Here is a 22011-nt window from a genome sequence, read left to right as displayed (position 1 = left end):
GAGAGGGCTTCTTTTCGCGAAGATTTAAGCCCCCGGTGTTCTGTTTATAGGTCAGTGGATCAGGCATGCGCTGCGTGCCCGCGCTTGGCAGGCGCGTTCAGAAGGGGTTCGTCGTACATGGCTCGGAGATTTCAATCCCTGTCCTTCAAGGTCATCGCCACATTCATTCTGCTGACCGTGCTGTCGATCGCGGTCATCGATGTGCTTGCCTATTTCGCCAGCAGCCGCATTTCCGACGAGCAGGCGCTGAAGGCTAAGGAAAGCGTGCTGATCTTTCGCGGCGACATGCTGCAGGACCAACTGACGCAGCTTGAAAACCAGGCCAATTCCATCGCACGCATCGAGGCGCTGCAGATGTCGATCACCAATCTGAAGAGCGGCTGGAAGACCATCGAGAAGACCGCGGGCGATGCCCGTGCCGAGCTAAAGAAGGTTTTCATAGCGGGCAACCCCAACCCCGCCGACCAGCGCGAGAAGCTCATCAAGCCGGAAGGGCCGAGCGGCTTTTATTATTCGAGCCACGAAAAGACGCAGGGCGAAGTCGCCCGCGACCTCGAGGAGACAGCCTTCAGCGATCTGCTGATCGTCGATCTCGAGGGTACCGTGCTCTATTCCTATAAGAAGGAAGATGATTTCGCCGAAAATCTGAAGTCGGACGCCTGGAAGGCGACCGGCGCCGGCATCGCTTTCGCCAAGGCGATCGAGAATACCGCCAAGGCGTCCGATGACGCCGCGCCGACGGGCTTTTCCGGCCTTCGCGTCGATGCCGGCAGCGGCAAGTCGGCGATCTTCTATGCCGTGCCGATCGTCAAGCTTGGGGCGGCCAAGGGCATCATCCTCTTCAAGGTGCGCGACGATATCGTCACCGGCATCCTCGCCAAGGGCATCGTCCAGGGCAGCACGGCGCGGGCGGCGATCGTCTCCGGTGATGGTTCCGTCATCGGCCTCGACGGAAGCGGCAAGCTTGCGACGCTCGATGCGACGCCCTTCACCTTCATCAAGAGCGCGCTTGCCAGTTCGACGATGACGGTTGCCGATTTCGACCGGGCGGACGGAGCGGCTCGCGCCTATGTCCGCGGCATCGACTATCGCGGCGACCGCTTCCTCGTGGTCGAAAGTGTGCTGTTGAGCGAGCTCAATGCCGGCTCGATCGAGATCGCCACCCTGCTGACGATGATCGGCATCGGCGTGCTCGTCGTCATGGCGGTTACGATCGGGCTCGTTACCAATTTGCTGTTTTCGCCGCTTGCGCGGCTTGCCGGTGTCACCCGCGATGTCGCCGACGGCAAGCTCGACAGCGAGATCGGCAGCCTGAACCGCAAGGACGAGATCGGCACGATGGCCAATGCGCTCGACCGCTTCCGCCACTCGCTGATCGAAAGCCGCGAGCTCGAAGCTGCCAGCGAGGAGACGCGCCTGCAGGCCGAGCACGACCGCCAGCAGAATCTGGCCGAGCGTGAGGCCGAGGCGAAAACGCTGCAGCAGGTGGTCGAGGCGATTGACGAGGGCCTGCATCATCTGGCGAACGGCGATCTCGCCTATCAGATCGATACCCGCTTCCCGAACGAGCTTGAAAGCCTGCGCGTCAATTTCAACGAGGCGCTGGCGACACTCAGCGAAACCATGACCGCCATCGGCGGCAACTCGATGGCGGTGCGCGCCGGCTCCGAGGAGATGCGCACCGGCGCCGACGAACTTGCCGGGCGCACAGAGCGCCAGGCCGGCTCGATCACCGAGACGGCGAATGCGATCAGCGCCATCACCCAGTCGGTCCGCCGGCAGATCGAGCGAGCCGAACAGGCCGAGCGCATCGCCCGCGACGCCAAGAAGGAGACGACCGGCTCAGGCCAGATCATGCGCGAGACGATCGCGGCGATGGAGGCAATCCAGGCCTCCTCGCGCCAGATCAACACAATCATCTCCGTCATCGACGACATCGCCTTCCAGACCAACCTCCTGGCGCTCAATGCCGGCGTCGAGGCGGCGCGCGCCGGCGAATCCGGCAAGGGCTTTGCCGTCGTCGCCATGGAAGTGCGCGAGCTGGCCCAGCGTTCGTCGAGTGCGGCCAAGGAGATTTCCAGCCTGCTGCAGAAATCGACGCATGAGGTCGAAAGCGGCGTTACGCTTGTGGAAAAAGCGGGCGTTGCCCTGACGGGCATCGGCGCCCATGTCGAGGCGATCAACGGGCAGATCAACGAGATCATGAGTGCGACCCGCGAGGAGGCCAATACGCTGCGCGAGATCAATAGCGCCGTCGCCGAACTCGACGCGATGACGCAGCAGAACGCCTCGATGGTCGAAGAGACGACGGCGGCAATCCACCGGCTGGCGACGGAAGCCCTGGAAATGGACCGCCAGCTCGGCAATTTCACGCTGCCGCCCGGCCACCACCAGCCGAGCGCCGAGGTGCATGTGCTGCGCCGTCACAGGTAAACGATCGCTTCCGACCTTGCACAAGGGTCGCGCTCGCGCGGCCTTTTTTGTTTGCGTCCATGGTTTGGAATGGTGCGGGCGCGAACCTACATAGACGGCATCGTTCAACTGCCCGGCAGGTTTCCCATGGTTCCCTTCTCCATACTCGACCTTTCCCCCGTTGCCGAAGGCAGCACCGTGCGCCAGTCCCTCGATGGCTCGGCGCGGATGGCTGTGAAGGCCGAGGAATTCGGTTACAAGCGCTTCTGGCTTGCCGAACATCACGGCATGCCGGGGATCGCCAGCGCTGCCACATCAGTCGTCATCGGCCATGTCGGGGCCGCGACCAAGCGCATCCGCATCGGCTCCGGCGGCATCATGCTGCCCAATCATTCGCCGCTTGTTATCGCCGAGCAGTTCGGCACGCTGGAGGCGCTCTTCCCCGGCCGCATCGATCTCGGCCTCGGGCGCGCACCGGGAACGGACATGCGCACGGCACAGGCGCTACGGCGCAACCTCGAGGCCGGCGCAAACAGCTTCCCGAACGACGTGGTGGAACTGCAGCAACTTCTCGATACGCCGGTCGAGAACCAGGCGATCCTCGCGGTTCCCGGCAATGGCTCACATATCCCGATCTGGCTGCTCGGCTCCAGCCTCTACAGCGCCCAGCTTGCGGCCATGCTGGGGCTTCCCTATGCCTTCGCCTCGCATTTCGCGCCCGATATGCTGCTCGATGCGATCGCGATCTACCGTGACCGCTTCCAGCCTTCGGCGACGCTCGACAAGCCCTACGTGATGGTCGGCGTCATGGGCGCGGTGGCGGCGACGGACGAGGAGGCGCAGTACCATTTCACTTCCGCAGAGCAGCAGTTCGTCAATCTGCGCCGCAATGTCCGCGGCCCGTTCCCGCGTCCGGTGGCCGATATGGCGGACTTCTGGTCGCCGATGGAAAAGATGAATGTCGAACACACGCTGCGTTATGCCGTGGTCGGCTCGCCAAAGACGGCCGAGGCGAAACTGACGGAGTTTCTACAGGAAACGCAGGCCGACGAGGTGATCATCTCGATGCCGATCCACGACATCGAGGCGCGGCTGAGGTCGGTGGAACTCTTCGCGGGGCTTGGAAATTTCATGCGAGCCGCCGCGTAGGGCAGGGCCTGCGCGAGGCGGCACTCTGACGGCGCCACCTCTCCGGCAAGAAAAACCCGGCGTTGCAGCCGGGTTTTTATTTGACACCTGTCTGAGGAAATTCAGGCCGAGAGCTTCGCCAGCACTTCTTCCGAGACTTCGAAGTTGGAATAGACGTTCTGCACGTCGTCATCGTCTTCCAGGCTGTCGATGAGTTTCAGCAGCGACTGGGCTTTTTCCTCGTCTACCGGCACGTTGTTCTGGGCACGCCAGACGGCCTTGACGGTTTCGGCTTCGCCGAGGCTCGATTCCAGCGCTTTTGCCACTTCGCCGAGGGCTTCGAAGGCGCAGGTGATGTAGTGGCCGTCTTCGTCGGACTCGACGTCGTCAGCGCCGGCTTCGATCGCGGCTTCCATCACCTTGTCGCCATCGCCGACGGAAAGCTTGTAGGTGATTTCGCCGACATGGTCGAAGGAGAAGGACACGGAACCGGTTTCACCGAGAGCGCCGCCGGCCTTGGTAAAGCTCGAGCGGACGTTGGAGGCGGTGCGGTTGCGGTTGTCGGTCAGGGCTTCGACGATGATCGCCGTGCCGCCGGGGCCATAACCTTCATAGCGGACTTCATCGTAGTTTTCGCCGTCGGCACCGGCTGCCTTCTTGATGGCGCGGTCGATATTGTCCTTCGGCATGGACTGGGCCTTGGCGTTCTGGATCGCCAGACGAAGGCGGGCGTTCATCGTCGGGTCGGGCAGGCCGGCCTTGGCGGCAACGGTGATTTCGCGCGCAAGCTTGGAGAACATTTTCGACCGCACGGCATCCTGACGGCCTTTGCGGTGCATGATGTTTTTAAACTGTGAATGGCCAGCCATGGCACCCCTGTTCACGTCTCATTGTTCGGAATGGGCCGCCTTATAAGAGTGAAACGGCACCCGTTCAAGGAAAAAGCAGTTCGGAACAAAGGCGGGGGGATGACGTTTCAACCGAACTCCATCCAACGGAAAGGAACGGTCATGGCAAGTCTCAGTGAGGCGCAGGAACATCCAGCACGTCAGCTCTGGGATCAGGTCAACGATGTTCATGCCGGCATGCTCGGAATTTCCGGACTGGACATGCACATGCAGCCGATGGCGCCGCATGCCGATCCCACCACCAACACCATCTGGTTCTACACCAAGACCGACGCCGATATCGTGCGCGCCATCAAGCCCGGCAGCCGCGCGCATTTCTGCGTTATCGGCAAGGATCACGACTATCACGCCTGCCTCGCCGGTGTGATCGAGGTGCATCCTGACCCCTCCAAGATCGAGGAATATTGGAGCTCGATCGTCGCGGCCTGGTATGACGGCGGCAAGAAGGACCCCAAGCTCACCATGTTGTCCCTCCATGTCGACGATGCCGAGATCTGGGTTTCCACGGGCAACAAGCTGAAATTCGGCTGGGAGATCGCCAAGGCCAACCTCGACGACGACAAGATGCCGGATGTCGGCATCAAGCGCCATCTGCAGTTCGCTTGATGCGCGAGGCCCAGAGGGAGCCGCCGGGCATTTTATTACTGGACGCCCTTGAAGACATAGATCAGCGGCTTTTTCGGCAGCGTGCGCATCGAGACGGTGATGCTGTCATCGGGCGCATTGGCGACGTCGAAATCCTTGCCGAACATCGAGACGAAGGCTTCGACCGGCGGGCCGCGCCGGTGCATCGGCAGGATCAACGACGAGCGTAGCCGCTTGATGACACGGCTCATGCTATCGGCGCCCATGGTCAGGCCGCCATCGACTGGGACCATGACGACGTCGAGGCGGCCGATCTCGGTATAATGGGTATCCGTCAGTTCATAATGCAGGTGGCCGAGATGGCCAATGCACAGGCCGGCGATCTCGAAGATGAAGATGGAATTGCCGTTCTCGTGCGAGCCGCCGAGGCCATAGCTGAAGCGGATATCCGTCGTGACGTTGCGGATATAGGCATCGCCGACGACCAGATTCACATTGGCCTTCTCGTCCGGAACATCGCTCCACCCGTGCAGTACGTGCTTGATGCCCGGATCGGGTGCCAAGGTGAAGTGGGTCGAGTGGGCCTTGTTCATGGTCACGACGTCGGGCATCGCCGCCGGCCTGTACCAGCCATTATAGTCTGTCGCGATGACGATGCCGCCCGGCGTCTCGATCGCGAAGGTGGAGTGGCCGAGGAAGGTGAGTTTCACGTCCTCGCCCTCAGAGACGGCAGGCATCAGCGGCGGAGCGCCGGAAAAGCTTGCGAAGGTCACCTTGGGGATGGTTTGCGCGATTGCCTGGCACTGGCTGACCGGCGGCCGCTGCTCTTGTGCCCCGGCAAGATTCGGCGCGGCGAAGGCCGCAAGGCATGCGACAGCGAGAACAAGATATCGCGGCTTCATGCCACCCCTCCGGCGCTCTATCACCCTTCAATCCGAGTGGCGGGGAGGATGCGGCATGAGGCCGCAGGGGTCCAGACCGAGGATGCTCACAATTGCGTGTTGGACGGCCGCGCGTCGCCTGTTACCGCCAGAACTCCGGCACCGTTTCGGCCAGCCGCGGCCCGAGCCGGAGCGGCGCGATCTTTTCGGCAAGTCCCGTCGTATCCGAAATCTCCACGCCGACGCCGCAGATCGTCGCGGGACCGTTTGCGGCTTCCATGCGGCCCTTCGGCATCTTGGAGATGAAGCGGTTGAGCGGCTCCTCCTTGTCCATGCCGAGGGAGGAGTCGTAGTCGCCGCACATGCCGGCATCCGACATATAGGCGGTGCCGCCGTTCAGGATCTGCGCGTCGGCGGTCGGTACATGCGTGTGGGTGCCGACGACGAAGCTGGCGCGGCCATCGACGAAATGTCCGAAACACTGTTTTTCACTGGTCGCCTCGGCATGGAAATCGAAGATGATCGCGTCGGCCTGTTCCTTCAGCGGGCAGGCGTCGAGGATGACCTCCGCCGATTTGAAGGGGTCGTCGAGTTCGGGATGCATGAAGACCCGGCCCATGACGTTGGCAACGAGCACACGCGCGCCGTTCCTGGCATAGAAAAGGCCGGAGCCGCGGCCGGGCGTGCCTTGGGGATAATTGGCGGGACGCAGGAACTGATCATGCCGGCCGGCAAAAGCGACGGCTTCCTTCTGGTCCCAGACGTGGTTGCCTGTCGTCACCACATCGGCGCCGGCATTGATCGTTTCCAGAAAGATGTCCTCGGTGATGCCGAAGCCGCCGGCGGCGTTCTCGCCGTTGACGATGACGAAATCGAGCTTGAGGTCGGAGACCAGCCCCGGAAGGCGATCCCAGACCGCCGTGCGTCCCGTCTTGCCGACCATGTCACCCAGAAAAAGCAGCCGCATTCCCTATCCAATCCAAGAGGCAAAAAAGCGAAGGCCGCTTTCTGTCAGGATGGCATCCAGGCTTATGTCATGCGGCTCAGCGGGCACATGTGCCACTTCCTGGCAGTCGAATGCAATGCCGATCAGCTTCGGATGCAGGTCTTTTTGCCTTAGCCGGCTGATGGCGCGGTCGTAGTGGCCGGCGCCGTAGCCGATGCGGTGGCCGCGGGCATCGAAGGCCGAAAGCGGCACTAGCATGATTTCGGGATCAAGAATGGCTGCATCTGTGCCGGGGCCGACCGTGCCGAAGCCGGTATCGACGAGGGGCGCGCCTTCCGCCAGCTCGCGAAAGACGATGGTCTGCCGGTCGAGGATTGCCGGCACGCAGAGCCGCGCACCGCGCACGGCAAAGCGCGCCATCAGCGGCCTGAGATCGGGTTCCGAACGGATCGGCAGAAAGCCGGAGACGATCGTATCCAGCGCAAAACCGACGGCCTCGCCGGCATGGTCGGCCATTGCGAGGCTTTTGGAGGCGCGGTTCTCGGCAGGGATGGCGTCGCGTGCGGACAGCCGTTCGTTGCGCAGCTGCGCTTTCAATTCTTTCGCGGTCATTGGATCTGCCGGTTCTGAGAGATTTGCGCGAGCATAGACGGCGGGATGTCCGATGCAAATGCCGCATGCGACGGTATTACGCTCGTTTCACGCCTCGGCCGCCGCCGCCGGCGATCGTCAGACGACGATGCTTGTCGGTATTGTCGCCGTGGCAATGGAGAAGCCTGCCATATTGGCCCCGGCCTGCCGATCCTGCTGCCGCAACTCGCGCATCGCCTTTTCGAGCACTTGCTTGAGTTCGCGCACGACCGCCTTGAACTCTTCCATCGTTTCGCGATCATCGGCCGAGATTCCTGAGAATTTCGGGGCGTCTTCGGCGACGCTGGCATAGGCGTTGCGGGCGTTGGCGGCGGGGTCCGGTTCCTGCGAACCGGACGCGCCGGCCGCAGTTTCTCCCGAAGTATCCGTCAGCGCAGCGGCGGCCCCGCTGGTTGCGACTGCTGTTGCATCCGTGGTTGCGTCCATCGGAACAGCCGTTGTGGGATTGCCGGTCGCGACTGATGATGCGAATTCGGAGGCGGCGGTGCCGACCTTGCGCGCCAGCTCGGCGGCCAGCCGGGCGACCACCTCAGGAGCCATGTTGGAGCTGCGCAGCATCTCCAACTGCTGTTTTGCCTCTTCGAGCTTGCGTTGCGCCTTCGCCTTGGCCTCGTCTCCCGAGTTCACCAAGGTCTGGCGCATCTGCTGCAGCGCCTGGGTGGCGCGCTGCAGCTTCAGCACGCCTTGATCGGTCTCGCTTCCGGCGGCTGTAATGGCTGCTGTCGAAGACGCGCCGCGCAAGATGATGGAGGCAGACGTAGTTGCGACCTGCATGAACAATTCCCTGATTTTTAATTCGGGCCCCGATTGCGATTCGGGCGCATTCTGCAACGTCAGACTTGCGTGGACCTGTGTCTTGGGGCTTTAGGAAGCGCAGCGGCCAGCCGCTGCATCGTCTCCTCGAACAGAGGGGTTCCGCCGGGTGCCCAGCCGAGCGCGCGGATTTTCGTAGTGTTCATTGGAATGAGCGCGGCGCTATCGGCAGGGGCCGGCAGCGCGTGCCGACAGCCAGTCGCGCGGCGGATGGATGAAAGGACATCGCGCGTGTCGACTGATATGTCCGAGACGTTGAAGACCTCGCCGGAGATGCGAGTGCTTTCCGTCTCCAGCATGAGCCGTACTGCCCGACCGAGGTCGTGACCATGGACTTCCGTTCCCAAACGGGCAGCAACCGGCCGGCCGGCGAGGTAATCGGCGATGAGGCCGTCCCATTTGTTCGGCGAGAGATCGCCATAGACGCCGGTCGCCCTCAGGCTTACGCCGGCAAAGCCCGGCGTGGAGAGATGGGCAAGCGCGCGTTCGGCATCGAGCTTGATCTGGCCGTAGAGTGTTTCGGGCTTGGCCAGCATCGTCTCCGTCAGTTCGGTTGCCTCGGGATGTTCGCCGTAGGCGGCGCGGCTGGACAGGAAGACGCAGCGGCGCGTGCCGGCGCGTTTGGCGGCTTCGAAAAGCCGGACGGTGCCGTTGAGGTTCAACCTGTGGAAGGTCTTCGGATCGTCGCCCTCGCCGCCGCGATATTTGCCCGGAACATGGCTGAAGGCGGCGTGGACGAAGAAATAGGCGTCGTCGAAGACGTCGATCTGATCCTTGTCGGGATCGAGCGAAAGTGCTGCGAACTCGACCGGGCGGGAGAAGAGGCGGGGCAATGGCGCGCGGCGCCCGCCGACGATCACCTGATACCCGGCGGCCAGCAGTTCCTCGACGACATACCGGCCGACGAGACCCGTTCCACCCGATACCAGTACCTTCATGCTGCCCCTTCCGGATTGTCCAGCGCCGTGATCTCAGGCACGTCGCCGCCATCGTGGAAACGGTGCCACAGATCGATCAAAGGTTGTAGTCGCGCTGCCTTGGAATGATCCTTTTCCCACGGTTTTTCATACTGGTAATGCAGGATCGAAATGCTCTTCCAGTCCCAAAGCTCCGGCATGGTGAACCATACATATTGCAGCATGTTGAAATAAACCGGCAGGCCGTGCCAATCCGGGAAGAATGTCTCGAGAAAGGTCTGATCGGTGCGCCGCCAGAAGGCGTCCGGCCTGTCGAGCCTTTCGAGCATGTGCCGGAACATGTCATGCGAGGGCGTGGCGACGAAGACGCCGGAATTCATGCGGCGGAAATCGGCGAGGCTTTCATAGACATTGGGGGCGGCGGAAAATTCCGGATAGAGGAAGAGCCTGTCGACGTTCTTCAGCACAAGGGCATCGGCGTCGATGAAGACGCAGCGCTCGTATTCGACGAGCTGCCAGAGCCTGAGCTTGCAGAAATTGTCGAGCGGCGAATGGAAATCCGGCTTGTGGCCCTTTGTGAAAGGGGCGGCGGAATGGAGCTGACCGCGGGCGTGGCGCTCGTTGAAGGCCGCGGACAGCGGCAGGTGCTCGACCTCGACCAGGCGGCAGTCGAGCCCTTTCAGGGGCAGGAGGGCAGATGCATCGACGCCGCCGGTGTGGAGAATGACGATGTCGGCCCCAGTGCCGGTTCGGCGCAGGGAGCGGGCAAGCGCGGTCGCGCCCATGGCGTAATCGGCATTGGTGACGAGTGTGACATAAGCGAAGACGGACGAGCGGTTCATCGGGTTCGGTGGCCCCGATGCATCTTGTTCCGGCGAAGGAGAGACGGCAAGGCGTTGCTACACGTCTCTTCTCCCCAGCGGGGAGAAGGTGCCGGCAGGCGGTTGAGGGGGTGAGCGACGATGGGAGCGAATGCGCTGAGCGCAAGCGAAGGGCAATGAACGGCGTGCCGTGCGGCCCCCTCATCCGACCCTACGGGCCACCGACCGGGGTCGAGCCGCGGGTCTCGACCCGTCCTTCGGACCCCCTCTGGGGAGAAGAGGGAGCAAGCCGCGGCCTTCCTAGCCTTCGTCATCTCTCAGCGCTCACGACACCGACTTCAGCCGCTTGCCTTCCGGATCGTGATTGATCGTCGCGGCGATGTCCTTGGTCCAGGCGGAGACGGCCGGCACGCGCGAGCGGTCGACGCGATAGGCGAATTTCTTCGCGACGTCGACGATCTCGCCGAGCAGGCCCGCTTCCAGCGTGATCGGGTCGAGACCGAGATCGCGGAATTTTTCGTTCCGGACGATCAGCTCGTTCTCTGCGGCTTCCTTGCGCGGGTTGGGCAGCCAGGCAATCTTGGCGCCGCTCATCCTGGCGATCATCTCGGCGAGGTCGCGCACCCGGTGGGTTTCTGTCATCTGGTTGAAGATCTCGACGCGGGCGCCGCGGGCCGGCGGGTTTTTCAGCGCCAGCTCGATGCAGCGGACCGAATCCTGGATATGGATGAAGGCGCGGGTCTGGCCGCCGGTGCCGTGCACCGTCAGCGGATAGCCGATCGCCGCCTGGATGAGGAAGCGGTTCAGCACCGTGCCATAATCGCCGTCATAGTCGAAACGGTTGATCAGCTGCGTGTGGCGGCGTGTCTGCTCGGTATGCGTGCCCCAGACGATGCCCTGGTGCAGATCGGTGATCCTCAGGCCGTCGTTCCGCGCGTAGAACTGGAAGAGAAGCTGATCCAGGCACTTGGTCATGTGATAGATCGAGCCGGGATTGGAGGGATAGAGGATCTCCTGGCTGACCGTCTCGCCGCCGGCGGTTTCGATGCCGACGGGCAGGTAACCTTCGGGGATCGCCGCACCGACCGTCGAATAGCCGTAGACGCCCATGGTGCCGAGATGGATGAGATGGGTATCGAGATTGAGCTCCGTCAGCGCGTTCAGCAGGTTGTGCGTGGCGCTGACATTGTTGTTGACGGTGTAGTTCTTGTGGCGGTCGCTCTTCATCGAATAGGGCGCGGCCCGCTGCTCGGCGAAATGGATGACGGCATCCGGGCGATGTTCGGAAAGCCAGTTCTTCAGGAGTTCGTAATCCTTGGCGAGATCGATCAGATTGAAGTGGATGCGGCGTCCGGTTTCGGCATGCCAGATGCGGGTGCGCTCCTGGATCGAATCCATCGGGGTCAGCGACTGAACGCCAAGTTCGGTGTCGATCCAGCGGCGCGAGAGATTGTCGAGAATATGGATGTCGTGACCGGCATCGGAGAGATGCAGCGACGTTGGCCAACCAATAAAACCGTCTCCGCCCATAACCGCAATCTTCATCGCATCGTCTCCTGATTGGTCGCTCATTATCGGGAATAGTTAGGAATTGTGACAATCATTCAATGCTTGCCTGTCTGGAAGCGTTGCGCCAAACAGGGCACCTCAGTTTGGAGAAAATTATGACGGAACGCCCTTTTTCCATTTCGGGAGAGCTGACGGAGGCCGGACACCGGCTCGTGCAGCGGGTCTATTATGAAGATACGGACTTCTCCGGCCTGGTCTATCACGCCCGCTACCTGCATTTCCTGGAGCGTGGCCGCACCGATTATCTGCGCTGCCTCGGCGTCGAGCAGCGCGAACTCGTCAGCGCCGACGAGGAGGGGCTGGTTTTCGTCGTTCACCGCATGGAGATCGACTTCAGGAGCCCGGCGCGCATGGACGATGTGCTGACGATCCTGACGCATACGGAAAAAGCCGGCGGCGCCAAGATGGTGCTCAATCAGCAGATTCGCTCGGGCGAGACGCTGCTGATCGCCGCCAAGGTGATCATCGCCGTCATCAACGCCCGAGGGCGGCCGAGGCGGCTGCCGGAAACGCTGGCGGCGAAATTCCTGGAAGGCAGCACGCCGTTGTAGTCAGAATCGCTTTAAATTCAGGTCTTGTCAAAACTTGAACTTTATGTGAAGGAATTCCCGCGCCGCAGGATGAGCGCTCTTTCGGCAGCCGGACCTTGCTCCGGTCAAGTAATCCATGGAACGAAATCTTCCAAACACAGGCTTACTGTCACAGTCCGGCACTAACGATCTATTAACCATAATAGTGTCTTACTGGGAAAGTCGGAGTTTGTGCGGTGCACGCCTTCCTTTGACCAAATTTGACGGCAAGAAGGCGGAAGATGAGCTTGGAAGTTTGACCAGGGCTTTGGGCGGCGGCCGCCGGACACTTCTTGCGAGATCAGTTTGTGCCGCCCGGTCCAGCACCGGGCGTTTGGATTCGGGGATTTTGGACCAATGGAACAAGTAGGATTGGCAGCAGCAACGACGGACGTCAGCCTCTGGTCGCTTTTCATGCAGGCCGGCATCGTCGTCAAGCTCGTCATGCTCGGGCTCATCGCGGCCTCGGTGTGGACGTGGGCGATCGTCATCGACAAATACCTGGCCTATGGCCGCGCACGGCGCCAGTTCGACAAGTTCGAACAGGTGTTCTGGTCGGGCCAGTCGCTGGAAGAACTCTACCGCTCGCTGTCGGAGCGCAATAATACGGGGCTCGCGGCAATCTTCGTGGCCGCCATGCGCGAATGGAAGAAATCCTTCGAACGCGGCGCCCGCTCGCCGATCGGCCTGCAGATGCGTATCGACCGCGCGATGGACGTGACGCTCGCCCGTGAGACCGAATTTCTCGGCGCCCGCCTTGGATCGCTCGCGACCATCGGCTCGGCCGGTCCGTTCATCGGTCTCTTCGGTACGGTCGTCGGCATCATGACCTCGTTCCAGGCGATTGCCGGCTCGAAGTCGACCAACCTTGCGGTGGTTGCGCCCGGTATCGCCGAAGCGCTGCTTGCCACTGCGATCGGCCTCGTCGCCGCTATCCCGGCGGTCATCGCCTACAACAAGTTCTCTGCCGATGCCGGCAAGCTCTCGGGTCGCATGGAAGGTTTCGCGGATGAATTCTCCGCCATACTTTCGCGCCAGATCGACGAGAAACTGCAGCCGCGCGCTGCCGCTCAGTAACCAACGGAGTATTCTGACATGGGTATGGCTGTTGGAGGCAATGGCGGCGGAGGCGGCGGACGCCGCCGTCGCGGCGGTCGGAACAAGGCCGTGATTTCCGAAATCAACGTGACGCCGCTTGTCGACGTCATGCTGGTGCTTTTGATCATCTTCATGGTCGCGGCACCGATGATGACTGTCGGCGTGCCGATCGACCTGCCGGAAACGCAGGCCAAGGCGCTGAATTCCGAAACGCAGCCGATCACCATCTCCGTCAAGAACGACGGCGAGGTGTTTCTGCAGGAAACACCGATCCCGGCCGCGGAGATCGCCCCCAAGCTCGAGGCGATCGCGACCACCGGCTATAACGAACGTATCTTCGTGCGCGGCGACGCGACCGCGCCTTATGGCGTCATCGCCGATGTCATGGCCCGTATTCAGGGCGCAGGCTTCAAGAATATCGGCCTCGTGACGCAGCAGAAGAAGGACCAATAGCGCACAAAATGAAGGCCAGTGTCATCACATCTGCTGTTTTGCACGGCCTGGTGCTTACCTGGGCGATCGTGTCGCTCGGCGCCCCGGAATCCTTCAAGGTAGAGGATTTCGAGGCGATGCCGGTCGATCTGGTGCCGGTGGAATCCATTACCCAGATGCAGCAAGGCGACAAGAAGGCTCCGAAGAAGGAGACTTCCGCGCCCGTACCAACGACGCGGCCGCCGATCGCACAGCCCGCCGAGAATGCCGGCGACAACAATGTCGATCTGAAGACGCCGCCGGTTCCGAACGCCAAGCCCAGCAATAGCGAAGCGGCCGCAGCGAATTCGAGCGAAAAGCCGATGCCGAAGACCGATCCGAAGCCGAATGACGTCAAGGAGATCGTCAAGGAGGAAACGGAAGTCGAGCAGCCGAAAGAAGTGGCTTCCATTCCGCCGCCGAAGCCGATCGAGGTAACGCCGCCGAAGCCTGAGGAAAAACCGCTGGAAGAGCAGGCCAAGCCTGAGGAACCGCCGAAGCCGGATGCCGAGGCGCTGCCGGACAATGTGCCGACCCCTGTCGCCAAACCGCAGGTGAAGCCGCCGGAACCACAGAAACCCGCCGAAAAGCCGCCGGAAAAAACCCCGGACCAGCCGAAGACCGCCGAGAAGCCGACCGACAAGAAGAAGGCCGATCAGAAGCAGGAAATGGCGAAATCTGCCTCGTCGATGAAGAGCGATTTTAATGCCGACGAGGTCGCGGCGTTGCTGAACAAGACCGATCCTTCCGCCGGCGGTGCAAAGCGCTCGACGCAGGAGGCATCGCTGGGTGCGAAGAAAAGCAATAGCGGCTCGAAGCTCAGCCAAAGCGAAGAAGATGCGCTAAAGGGTTTGATCGAGGGCAACTGGCTTATCACTCCGGGAATGGAAGGCCTTTCCGGCATGGTCATTACCGTGCATTTCAAACTCGACAAAGATGGAAACATTATCGGCCAGCCTGAAATCGAGTCTTCCGGTGGAAGCAGCACCGATTCAACGCGTCGTGCGCTGGAAAGTGGCGCTTACCGTGCCGTGATGAAATCTGCTCCCTCGTTCCGCACGAATCTTCCGATGGACAAGTATGACGTGTGGAACGAGGTCGTTCTTAACTTTCATCCCAGCGATATGGGGATTTAAATGCAGAGGGATTCGGTCCATTTCGCGAAATCTTTCGGCATATGTGCGATGCTGGCAGGGTTGATCCTTGGCCTCGCATTTCCCCTCGATGCAAATGCGGAGACGGCTGATCGCCGAAACGGCGCAAACGCCCCGATCCTCAGCAAGGCTGAAATCACGGCGGTTGTGTACTCGATCGAACGTCAATTCATCGTCGACAGTCGCCTGAAAGACATCGGCAGCGTGCGTTTGACGATCCACATAAAGCTAGCCAGAGACGGGCAGATCGTAGGCAACCCTAATGTGCAGGTCATCGGTGGCAGTGAGCGTGCGCAGAAAAGTCTTGCCGATGCCGGCCTTCGCGCAGTTCGTCGCGCAGCTCCATTTACGATGCTTCCGAAAGATAAATACGATGTCTGGAAGGAAGTTGTTTTCAATTTCGACACCAGCGCTCTTACCCAATAAGATGCTGAAAGGCTTGTTTGATATGGTCAAGTGTTCCCTCATCCGCGCTCTGATGGTCATTGCAGGCCTGATTGGGGTCGCAGCCTTTACGACGCCGGCGAACGCGTTGGTCACCCTCGATCTCCGAAAAGGCAATGTCCAGCCGATGCCGATTGCGGTGACTGACTTCCAGGGCGACATGGGCGCGCAGGTCTCGCAAGTCATCGCCGCCGACTTGCAGCGGTCCGGTCTCTTCGCACCCATCAACAAAACCGCCTTCATCGAGAAGATTTCTAATCCCGACGCTTCGCCGCGCTTCGAGGACTGGAAGGTCATCAATGCACAGGCGCTGGTCACCGGCCGGGTTACCAAGGAAGCGGATGGCCGTCTTCGTGCCGAATTCCGCCTTTGGGACCCCTTTGCCGGCCAGCAGATGACCGGCCAGCAGTTTTACACGCAGCCGGAGAACTGGCGCCGTGTGGCGCACATCATCGCCGATGCGATCTACAAGCAGATCACCGGTGAGGAAGGTTATTTCGACACCCGTGTCGTCTTCGTCTCCGAATCCGGCACCAAGCAGCAGCGCAAGCGCCAGCTGGCGATCATGGATCAGGACGGCTTCAACGTGCGCATGCTGACGGATGGCAGCGATCTCGTGCTGACGCCGCGCTTCTCGCCGAGCCGGCAGGAAGTGACCTACATGTCCTTTGCCAACCAGCAGCCGCGGGTCTATCTGCTTCAGCTGGAAACCGGGCAGCGCGAGGTCGTCGGCAATTTCCCCGGCATGACATTCTCGCCGCGTTTTTCGCCGGATGGTCAGAAGGTGATCATGAGCCTGCAGCAGGATGCCAATTCCAACATCTATACGATGGACCTGCGCTCGCGCACGACCACGCGCCTGACCTCGACGGCGGCGATCGACACGTCGCCCTCCTATTCGCCTGACGGCGCACGCGTCAGTTTCGAAAGCGACCGCGGCGGAAAGCCGCAGATCTACGTGATGAACGCCGATGGCTCCGGCCAGACCCGTATTTCCTTCGGCGACGGCTCCTATTCGACGCCGGTCTGGTCGCCGCGCGGCGATCTCATCGCCTTCACCAAACAGGCCGGCGGCAAGTTCTCGATCGGCGTGATGAAGCCGGATGGTTCGGGCGAACGCATCCTGACGACCGGCTTCCACAATGAGGGCCCGACCTGGGCGCCGAACGGCCGCGTGCTGATGTTCTTCCGCCAGGCGGCGGGGTCGGGCGGTCCGCAGCTCTATTCGATCGATCTGACCGGTTACAACGAGCAGCTCGTGAAGACGCCGACCTACGGCTCCGACCCGGCCTGGTCGCCGCTGATGGAGTAGGCGATGCGCTGCTGCCTTCTTGTCGCCCCAAAGTCATGGAACCGAGCGACCAGGGGACAAATCAGTAAATCGTTAACCATAATCTTTGAGGGGCGGTTAACCGAGTGCGGTTACTGTCCGGAAACCCTGATGAAATCGCAAGGAGACCGGCCATGAGCCGAATTCATACCCCGGCAATGAGCCGCATGCAGAATTTCGCCCGCAACCCCGTCATGATCGCGCTTATCGCCGGCCTCGCGCTCGCAAGCTGCGCCAAGAAGCCGCCGAACAGCGCCGGCGACCTCGGCCTCGGTAGCGGTGCAGGTGCTGCGACGCCGGGCTCTGCCCAGGATTTCACGGTCAATGTCGGCGACCGCATCTTCTTCGACACCGACTCCTCGTCGATCCGCGCCGATGCCTCGCAGACGCTCGACCGTCAGGCCCAGTGGCTTGGCCGCTACCCGAACTACCAGATCACCGTCGAAGGCCATGCCGACGAACGCGGCACGCGCGAATACAACCTCGCGCTCGGCGCCCGCCGTGCGGCTGCCGCCAAGGACTATCTCGCTTCGCGCGGTGTCCCGGCGCAGCGCCTGAAGACGATTTCCTACGGCAAGGAACGTCCGGTCGCCGTCTGCGACGATATTTCCTGCTGGTCGCAGAACCGCCGCGCGGTTACCGTGCTTGGCGGCGCCGGCATGTAATTGCCGAGCAACAATTCGCTTTTCGAAAGGCGGTCCCCTCAGGGGCCGCCTTTTCTTTTTGACCACACTTTGGCCAGACTCCGTTGCTTTTTGAAAGCAATTGGAAAAATCTCCTGTTCGTGCCATCGAGGTGCGAAGAATCACTGGGACAGGACGATACATATGAAGAAATTTGTCGTGGCAGGCATGCTGTGCCTCGCGGCTGTGACCGGAAGCGAACGGGCGGCCTATTCGGCCTCGTTCTTCGGGCTACATATCGGCGGCCGATCCGCGGAAAACCAGGCGGCGCCACCCGTCGTCAAGGTGCAGAGCGGCGACGCAGAGGTCCGCGTGCAGCAGCTCGAAGAGCAGTTGCGGCAGCTGAACGGCCGCATCGAGGAGATGAGCTTTCAGCTCCTGCAGATGCAGGAGACGATCCGCAAGCAGCAGGAAGACAATGAGTTCCGCTTCCAGCAGCTCGAAAAGACCGGTGCCGGCGGTGGCGCCAAGGCTCCTGTCAAAAAGAGCGAGACGGATGCCGCTCCGGCAGCCTCCGGCGGCGACGACATTGCCAAGGTGATCCAAGCACCGGAGGGAGCCGAAACGGCTCCCTCCACCAGCGTGCCTGAGAATAGCGGCCTCGGCCAGCCGCCCAAGGAGCTCGGCTCGATCGATTTCGATCAAAACGGCAATCCGATCGGCGGAAGCGTCGACGAAAACGCCACCATCGGTTCCGGGCCGATTCCCGATGCCGGCCCCAAAACACCGCAGCAGACCGCCTCGCTCGGCAGCGAGGCCGACCAGTACAAGGCCGCCTATGGCCACGTGCTATCCGGGGATTACAATACGGCCGAACAGGAATTCACGCAGTATATCACCCGTTACCCGAGCAGCGCGCGGGCGGCGGACGCCAATTTCTGGCTCGGCGAAGCGCTCTATTCGCAGGGCAAGTACAATGAGGCGGCCAAAACCTTCCTCAATGCGCATCAGAAATACGGCACATCGGAAAAGGCGCCGGAAATGCTGCTCAAGCTCGGCATGTCGCTTGCGGCCCTCGACAATAACGAGACGGCCTGTGCGACGCTGCGCGAAGTGTCGAAGCGTTATCCGAAGGCTTCGCGTGCCGTCACAAGCAAGGTTGCGAGCGAACAGAAGCGCCTCTCCTGCTAAGGTCTTCCGGAATGTCTCCGGAAGCCGCATCGCCTCAACTGGCGATCCTCCAGTTTCTCACGTCGCTTCAAAGCCCCGCACGCATTCTCGTCGCGATATCAGGCGGCAGCGATTCCACCGGCTTGCTTCTTCTGCTCGATGAAGCCGTGAAGGCCGCGCCCCATCTCAAGATTTCCCTTTGCGCTGCGACCGTCGACCATGCGTTGCGCGCCGGCTCCGCAGACGAGGCGCGTGACGTCGGCGCCCTCTGCGCATCGCTCGGTATTTCCCACAGCATTATGACCTGGCAGGGCGACAAGCCGAAAACCGGCATCATGGCGGCTGCCCGCGAGGCACGCTACCGCTTGCTGGCCGAAGCGGCGGAAGCGCTTGACGCCAATCTCATCGTTACCGGGCATACGTTCGACGATCAGCGCGAAACGCTGCAGATGCGTGGTATGCGAACGGAGCAGGTTTCGACCGGTATTGCAGATGCGGTGCTCTTCGACCGGCGTTTCTGGATTTTACGGCCGCTTCTTTTTTCCACCCGGGCAGATATCCGCGCGTTCCTGAAGGAGCGGGGCGTGCCGTGGATCGACGATCCCAGCAACGAGGATACCAAGTACGAACGCGTGCGGATGCGCCGGCAGTTTTCTGCCGATGCAGGCATGGAGAAGGATATTGGCGCGGCCTGGGAGGAGCGGCTGGCCCTGTCGTCCAGAGGAGCCGAATGGCTGGATCGTCACTTCCAGCTTCACGGCAGCCTGCTCGGGCAGGTGATGCCTGATGGGTTGCGGCAGGATCGCGCAGTCCTCGACTATGTACTCGCCCGTCTGGCAGCTGTTTTCGGTGGACAGCCATTTGCGCCGGGGAGGGGGCAGATGGAGCGGGTTCTCACATTTGCCACCGGTAGCGGGCTTGGACGAATGACCGCTGGCAGGGTGGTGTTCGATCTCAGGCGCGACGGGCTTTATCTGGCGCGCGAGAGCCGGGGGATATTGCCCCTGGTTCTGCGGCCGAGAGAGGCTGGGGTTTGGGATGGCAGGTTTTATGCGCGCAATGGTTTGTCCACATCGATTGTGGTCGAGGCCGCCACTCCATACGCTTCCTCATTCCTGTGCTTGTCACAGGAATCCAGCGCGCCCAAGTCCTTGGGCGCGAAAGACACTTCACGCTTTATTGAGCCAATCACCGCGCAGACGCGCGGTGATTGGATTCCTGTGACAAGCACAGGAATGAGGGGGCATATGCATCACCTTCCCAAGGGGGCATGGAGGCGCGCCGTCGCCTCCGCGCCGGTTTTATCTGCCGAAGGAAACCTTTTATCTGAGGAATCCGCCCGCATGGTCGAACTGACACCCTATTTCGCACCCTTCGACCGCTTTTTGACACGATTTGACTTCATCTTTGCCGATAGGCTTTCGGCGGTTTTCGCGACGGCGCCCTATGCGAGGCTGCCTTTAAGAAGTATTGACGGAAAAACCATCTGACTTAGGGGATCGCCTTGGCAATCGCACGGCGCAACCCTATGTTAGAAACGAATAAGACGGTCGCCATGAGGCGGCTGTTCCATGCTGGGGAGTTCAATGAACCCTAACTTACGTAATTTCGCCTTGTGGGCGATCATAGCGCTTCTGCTGATCGCCCTTTTCAGTATGTTTCAGACGGCGCCGGCGCAAACGGGCTCCCGCGAAATCCCTTATTCGCAGTTTCTGCGTGAGGTCGATGCGGGCCGTGTGAAGGACGTCGTGGTCACGGGCAACCGTCTCTCCGGAAGCTATGTTGAAAATGGCACCACCTTCCAGACCTATTCGCCTGTGATCGACGACAGTCTGCTCGATCGCCTGCAGTCGAAGAATGTCCTGGTTTCCGCCCGTCCTGAAACGGACGGCTCTTCGGGTTTCCTCAGCTATCTCGGCACGCTTTTGCCGATGCTTCTCATTCTCGGCGTCTGGCTGTTCTTCATGCGGCAGATGCAGGGCGGCTCGCGCGGCGCGATGGGCTTCGGCAAGTCCAAGGCCAAGCTGCTCACCGAAGCGCATGGCCGAGTGACGTTCGAAGACGTCGCCGGTGTCGACGAGGCCAAGCAGGATCTCGAAGAAATCGTCGAATTCCTGCGTGATCCGCAGAAGTTCCAGCGTCTCGGCGGCAAGATCCCGCGCGGCGTGCTGCTCGTCGGCCCTCCGGGCACCGGCAAGACGCTGCTCGCCCGCTCGGTTGCCGGCGAAGCCAATGTGCCCTTCTTCACCATTTCGGGTTCCGACTTCGTCGAAATGTTCGTCGGCGTCGGTGCAAGCCGTGTGCGCGATATGTTCGAGCAGGCGAAGAAGAATGCGCCCTGCATCATCTTCATCGACGAAATCGATGCCGTCGGCCGTCATCGCGGCGCCGGTCTCGGCGGCGGTAATGACGAACGCGAGCAGACGCTGAACCAGCTGCTGGTCGAAATGGACGGCTTCGAGGCGAATGAAGGCGTGATCCTGATCGCCGCCACCAACCGTCCCGACGTTCTCGATCCGGCGCTGCTGCGTCCCGGCCGTTTCGACCGTCAGGTCGTGGTGCCCAACCCCGACATCGTCGGCCGCGAGCGCATTCTCAAGGTGCATGCCCGCAACGTTCCGCTGGCGCCGAATGTTGATCTCAAGATCCTCGCCCGCGGTACGCCCGGTTTCTCCGGCGCCGACCTGATGAACCTCGTCAACGAAGCCGCCCTGATGGCCGCCCGCCGCAACAAGCGCGTCGTCACCATGCAGGAATTCGAGGACGCCAAGGACAAGATCATGATGGGCGCCGAGCGCCGTTCCTCGGCCATGACCGAGGCGGAAAAGAAGCTCACCGCTTACCATGAGGCCGGACACGCCATCACCGCGCTCAATGTCGCCGTCGCCGATCCGCTGCACAAGGCGACGATCATTCCGCGCGGCCGTGCGCTCGGCATGGTCATGCAGCTTCCCGAGGGCGACCGCTACTCGATGAGCTACAAGTGGATGGTCTCGCGCCTCTGCATCATGATGGGCGGCCGCGTTGCCGAAGAGCTCACCTTCGGCAAGGAGAACATCACCTCGGGTGCCTCCTCCGACATCGAGCAGGCGACCAAACTTGCCCGCGCCATGGTCACGCAGTGGGGCTTTTCCGATCAGCTCGGTCAGGTCGCCTATGGCGAGAACCAGCAGGAAGTCTTCCTCGGCCACTCGGTTTCGCAGTCGAAGAATGTTTCGGAAGCAACCGCGCAGAAGATCGACAATGAAGTGCGTCGCCTGATCGACGAAGCCTATACGCAGGCCCGCACGATCCTGACGGAAAAGCACGACGAATTCGTCGCCCTTGCCGAAGGTCTGCTCGAATACGAGACCCTGACCGGCGAAGAGATCAAGGCACTGATCCGCGGCGAAAAGCCTTCCCGCGATCTCGGTGATGATTCGCCGCCAAGCCGCGGCTCAGCCGTTCCGAAGGCCGGCGCACGGCCTGCCACCAAGGGTGACGAGCCCGAAGGCGGCCTCGAACCGCAGCCGCATTGAACA

Annotated in this window: 21 protein-coding genes; 13 read left to right on the top strand and 8 right to left on the bottom strand. The window is 61.5% G+C overall.

From position 1 onward, the window contains the following. Nucleotides 1-117 precede the first annotated feature (117 nt). On the top strand, nt 118-2433 hold the full coding sequence (locus V8P77_RS14225; protein WP_335913051.1) for a methyl-accepting chemotaxis protein: 2316 nt from the start codon (nt 118-120) through the stop codon (nt 2431-2433). 126 nt (nt 2434-2559) lie between these two features. Beyond that, nucleotides 2560-3561, top strand: coding sequence for an LLM class flavin-dependent oxidoreductase (locus V8P77_RS14220; protein ID WP_335913050.1), 1002 nt, complete (start codon nt 2560-2562; stop codon nt 3559-3561). A gap of 101 nt (nt 3562-3662) precedes the next feature. Here V8P77_RS14220 and V8P77_RS14215 read toward each other — a convergent pair whose 3' ends face one another. Then, a complete protein-coding gene (locus tag V8P77_RS14215) occupies nt 3663-4409 on the bottom strand; it encodes a YebC/PmpR family DNA-binding transcriptional regulator (RefSeq protein WP_011653412.1) in 747 nt (248 codons plus the stop codon). A gap of 141 nt (nt 4410-4550) precedes the next feature. On the opposite strand from V8P77_RS14215, the gene V8P77_RS14210 reads away from it, so the two are divergent. After that, on the top strand, nt 4551-5054 hold the full coding sequence (locus tag V8P77_RS14210; protein ID WP_012758860.1) for a pyridoxamine 5'-phosphate oxidase family protein: 504 nt from the start codon (nt 4551-4553) through the stop codon (nt 5052-5054). A 35-nt stretch (nt 5055-5089) separates the two neighbouring features. Here the strand turns inward: V8P77_RS14210 and V8P77_RS14205 are convergent, their stop codons facing one another. The 7 genes from V8P77_RS14205 to V8P77_RS14175 all read right to left on the bottom strand — a co-directional run bounded on the left by V8P77_RS14205 (nt 5090) and on the right by V8P77_RS14175 (nt 11607). Beyond that, nucleotides 5090-5935 carry an MBL fold metallo-hydrolase gene (locus V8P77_RS14205; RefSeq protein ID WP_335913049.1) on the bottom strand — a complete coding sequence of 282 codons (846 nt, stop codon included), beginning with the start codon at nt 5933-5935 and terminating at the stop codon, nt 5090-5092. Between the two features lie 121 nt (nt 5936-6056). After that, entirely contained in the window at nt 6057-6881 is an 825-nt protein-coding gene (locus tag V8P77_RS14200) for a TIGR00282 family metallophosphoesterase (RefSeq protein WP_011653409.1), read from the bottom strand. Between the two features lie 3 nt (nt 6882-6884). Next, complete coding sequence (locus V8P77_RS14195; protein ID WP_335913048.1) at nt 6885-7472, bottom strand: 5-formyltetrahydrofolate cyclo-ligase; 588 nt, start codon at nt 7470-7472, stop codon at nt 6885-6887. Between the two features lie 117 nt (nt 7473-7589). Beyond that, nucleotides 7590-8285, bottom strand: coding sequence for a hypothetical protein (locus V8P77_RS14190; RefSeq protein WP_335913047.1), 696 nt, complete (start codon nt 8283-8285; stop codon nt 7590-7592). A 59-nt stretch (nt 8286-8344) separates the two neighbouring features. Then, entirely contained in the window at nt 8345-9262 is a 918-nt protein-coding gene (locus tag V8P77_RS14185; RefSeq protein ID WP_335913046.1) for an NAD-dependent epimerase/dehydratase family protein, read from the bottom strand. Continuing rightward, a complete protein-coding gene (locus tag V8P77_RS14180) occupies nt 9259-10083 on the bottom strand; it encodes a glycosyltransferase (RefSeq protein ID WP_335913045.1) in 825 nt (274 codons plus the stop codon). The genes V8P77_RS14185 and V8P77_RS14180 overlap by 4 nt, the downstream gene beginning before the upstream one ends. Nucleotides 10084-10386: 303 nt before the next feature. After that, complete coding sequence (locus V8P77_RS14175; protein ID WP_164055458.1) at nt 10387-11607, bottom strand: NAD-dependent epimerase/dehydratase family protein; 1221 nt, start codon at nt 11605-11607, stop codon at nt 10387-10389. Between the two features lie 119 nt (nt 11608-11726). Between V8P77_RS14175 and ybgC the strand changes: the two genes are divergently transcribed. From ybgC to ftsH, 10 genes are all read left to right on the top strand, one after another. Beyond that, nucleotides 11727-12182 carry a tol-pal system-associated acyl-CoA thioesterase gene (gene ybgC / locus V8P77_RS14170; RefSeq protein WP_335913044.1) on the top strand — a complete coding sequence of 152 codons (456 nt, stop codon included), beginning with the start codon at nt 11727-11729 and terminating at the stop codon, nt 12180-12182. A gap of 375 nt (nt 12183-12557) precedes the next feature. Then, complete coding sequence (tolQ, locus tag V8P77_RS14165; RefSeq protein ID WP_003542733.1) at nt 12558-13277, top strand: protein TolQ; 720 nt, start codon at nt 12558-12560, stop codon at nt 13275-13277. Between the two features lie 18 nt (nt 13278-13295). Continuing rightward, a complete protein-coding gene (gene tolR / locus V8P77_RS14160) occupies nt 13296-13751 on the top strand; it encodes a protein TolR (protein WP_335913043.1) in 456 nt (151 codons plus the stop codon). A gap of 8 nt (nt 13752-13759) precedes the next feature. Beyond that, entirely contained in the window at nt 13760-14905 is a 1146-nt protein-coding gene (gene tolA, locus V8P77_RS14155) for a cell envelope integrity protein TolA (protein ID WP_335913042.1), read from the top strand. Then, nucleotides 14906-15349: a cell envelope integrity protein TolA gene (gene tolA / locus V8P77_RS14150; RefSeq protein WP_335913041.1), complete on the top strand. Its 444-nt coding sequence runs from the start codon at nt 14906-14908 to the stop codon at nt 15347-15349. A 22-nt stretch (nt 15350-15371) separates the two neighbouring features. Continuing rightward, nucleotides 15372-16679 carry a Tol-Pal system beta propeller repeat protein TolB gene (gene tolB, locus V8P77_RS14145; RefSeq protein WP_335913040.1) on the top strand — a complete coding sequence of 436 codons (1308 nt, stop codon included), beginning with the start codon at nt 15372-15374 and terminating at the stop codon, nt 16677-16679. A 152-nt stretch (nt 16680-16831) separates the two neighbouring features. Then, nucleotides 16832-17362, top strand: coding sequence for a peptidoglycan-associated lipoprotein Pal (pal, locus tag V8P77_RS14140; protein WP_020051519.1), 531 nt, complete (start codon nt 16832-16834; stop codon nt 17360-17362). A 162-nt stretch (nt 17363-17524) separates the two neighbouring features. Continuing rightward, entirely contained in the window at nt 17525-18511 is a 987-nt protein-coding gene (ybgF, locus tag V8P77_RS14135) for a tol-pal system protein YbgF (protein ID WP_335913039.1), read from the top strand. A gap of 11 nt (nt 18512-18522) precedes the next feature. Continuing rightward, nucleotides 18523-19980 (top strand): tRNA lysidine(34) synthetase TilS, encoded by a 1458-nt coding sequence (gene tilS / locus V8P77_RS14130; RefSeq protein ID WP_335913038.1) that lies wholly within the window; start codon nt 18523-18525, stop codon nt 19978-19980. 96 nt (nt 19981-20076) lie between these two features. After that, nucleotides 20077-22008, top strand: a complete 1932-nt coding sequence (ftsH, locus tag V8P77_RS14125) for an ATP-dependent zinc metalloprotease FtsH (RefSeq protein ID WP_017989342.1) — start codon at nt 20077-20079, stop codon at nt 22006-22008. Nucleotides 22009-22011: the final 3 nt, after the last annotated feature.

The sequence above is a fragment of the Rhizobium aouanii genome, from assembly GCF_037002925.1.
GTDB lineage: Bacteria > Pseudomonadota > Alphaproteobacteria > Rhizobiales > Rhizobiaceae > Rhizobium > Rhizobium aouanii.
This window is presented reverse-complemented; position numbering and strand designations above follow the sequence as displayed.

What these genes read in the sequence shown, in the direction of transcription:
- V8P77_RS14195 (WP_335913048.1), bottom strand. Translation starts at nt 7,472, where the DNA reads ATGACCGCGAAAGAATTGAAAGCGCAGCTGCGCAACGAACGGCTGTCC.
- V8P77_RS14205 (WP_335913049.1), bottom strand. Translation starts at nt 5,935, where the DNA reads ATGAAGCCGCGATATCTTGTTCTCGCTGTCGCATGCCTTGCGGCCTTC.
- V8P77_RS14225 (WP_335913051.1), top strand. Translation starts at nt 118, where the DNA reads ATGGCTCGGAGATTTCAATCCCTGTCCTTCAAGGTCATCGCCACATTC.
- V8P77_RS14180 (WP_335913045.1), bottom strand. Translation starts at nt 10,083, where the DNA reads ATGAACCGCTCGTCCGTCTTCGCTTATGTCACACTCGTCACCAATGCC.
- tolQ (WP_003542733.1), top strand. Translation starts at nt 12,558, where the DNA reads ATGGAACAAGTAGGATTGGCAGCAGCAACGACGGACGTCAGCCTCTGG.
- V8P77_RS14210 (WP_012758860.1), top strand. Translation starts at nt 4,551, where the DNA reads ATGGCAAGTCTCAGTGAGGCGCAGGAACATCCAGCACGTCAGCTCTGG.
- tolR (WP_335913043.1), top strand. Translation starts at nt 13,296, where the DNA reads ATGGGTATGGCTGTTGGAGGCAATGGCGGCGGAGGCGGCGGACGCCGC.
- tilS (WP_335913038.1), top strand. Translation starts at nt 18,523, where the DNA reads ATGTCTCCGGAAGCCGCATCGCCTCAACTGGCGATCCTCCAGTTTCTC.
- V8P77_RS14215 (WP_011653412.1), bottom strand. Translation starts at nt 4,409, where the DNA reads ATGGCTGGCCATTCACAGTTTAAAAACATCATGCACCGCAAAGGCCGT.
- tolB (WP_335913040.1), top strand. Translation starts at nt 15,372, where the DNA reads ATGGTCAAGTGTTCCCTCATCCGCGCTCTGATGGTCATTGCAGGCCTG.
- V8P77_RS14220 (WP_335913050.1), top strand. Translation starts at nt 2,560, where the DNA reads ATGGTTCCCTTCTCCATACTCGACCTTTCCCCCGTTGCCGAAGGCAGC.
- pal (WP_020051519.1), top strand. Translation starts at nt 16,832, where the DNA reads ATGAGCCGAATTCATACCCCGGCAATGAGCCGCATGCAGAATTTCGCC.
- tolA (WP_335913041.1), top strand. Translation starts at nt 14,906, where the DNA reads ATGCAGAGGGATTCGGTCCATTTCGCGAAATCTTTCGGCATATGTGCG.
- V8P77_RS14185 (WP_335913046.1), bottom strand. Translation starts at nt 9,262, where the DNA reads ATGAAGGTACTGGTATCGGGTGGAACGGGTCTCGTCGGCCGGTATGTC.
- ybgF (WP_335913039.1), top strand. Translation starts at nt 17,525, where the DNA reads ATGAAGAAATTTGTCGTGGCAGGCATGCTGTGCCTCGCGGCTGTGACC.
- ybgC (WP_335913044.1), top strand. Translation starts at nt 11,727, where the DNA reads ATGACGGAACGCCCTTTTTCCATTTCGGGAGAGCTGACGGAGGCCGGA.
- V8P77_RS14175 (WP_164055458.1), bottom strand. Translation starts at nt 11,607, where the DNA reads ATGAAGATTGCGGTTATGGGCGGAGACGGTTTTATTGGTTGGCCAACG.
- V8P77_RS14200 (WP_011653409.1), bottom strand. Translation starts at nt 6,881, where the DNA reads ATGCGGCTGCTTTTTCTGGGTGACATGGTCGGCAAGACGGGACGCACG.
- V8P77_RS14190 (WP_335913047.1), bottom strand. Translation starts at nt 8,285, where the DNA reads ATGCAGGTCGCAACTACGTCTGCCTCCATCATCTTGCGCGGCGCGTCT.
- ftsH (WP_017989342.1), top strand. Translation starts at nt 20,077, where the DNA reads ATGAACCCTAACTTACGTAATTTCGCCTTGTGGGCGATCATAGCGCTT.
- tolA (WP_335913042.1), top strand. Translation starts at nt 13,760, where the DNA reads ATGAAGGCCAGTGTCATCACATCTGCTGTTTTGCACGGCCTGGTGCTT.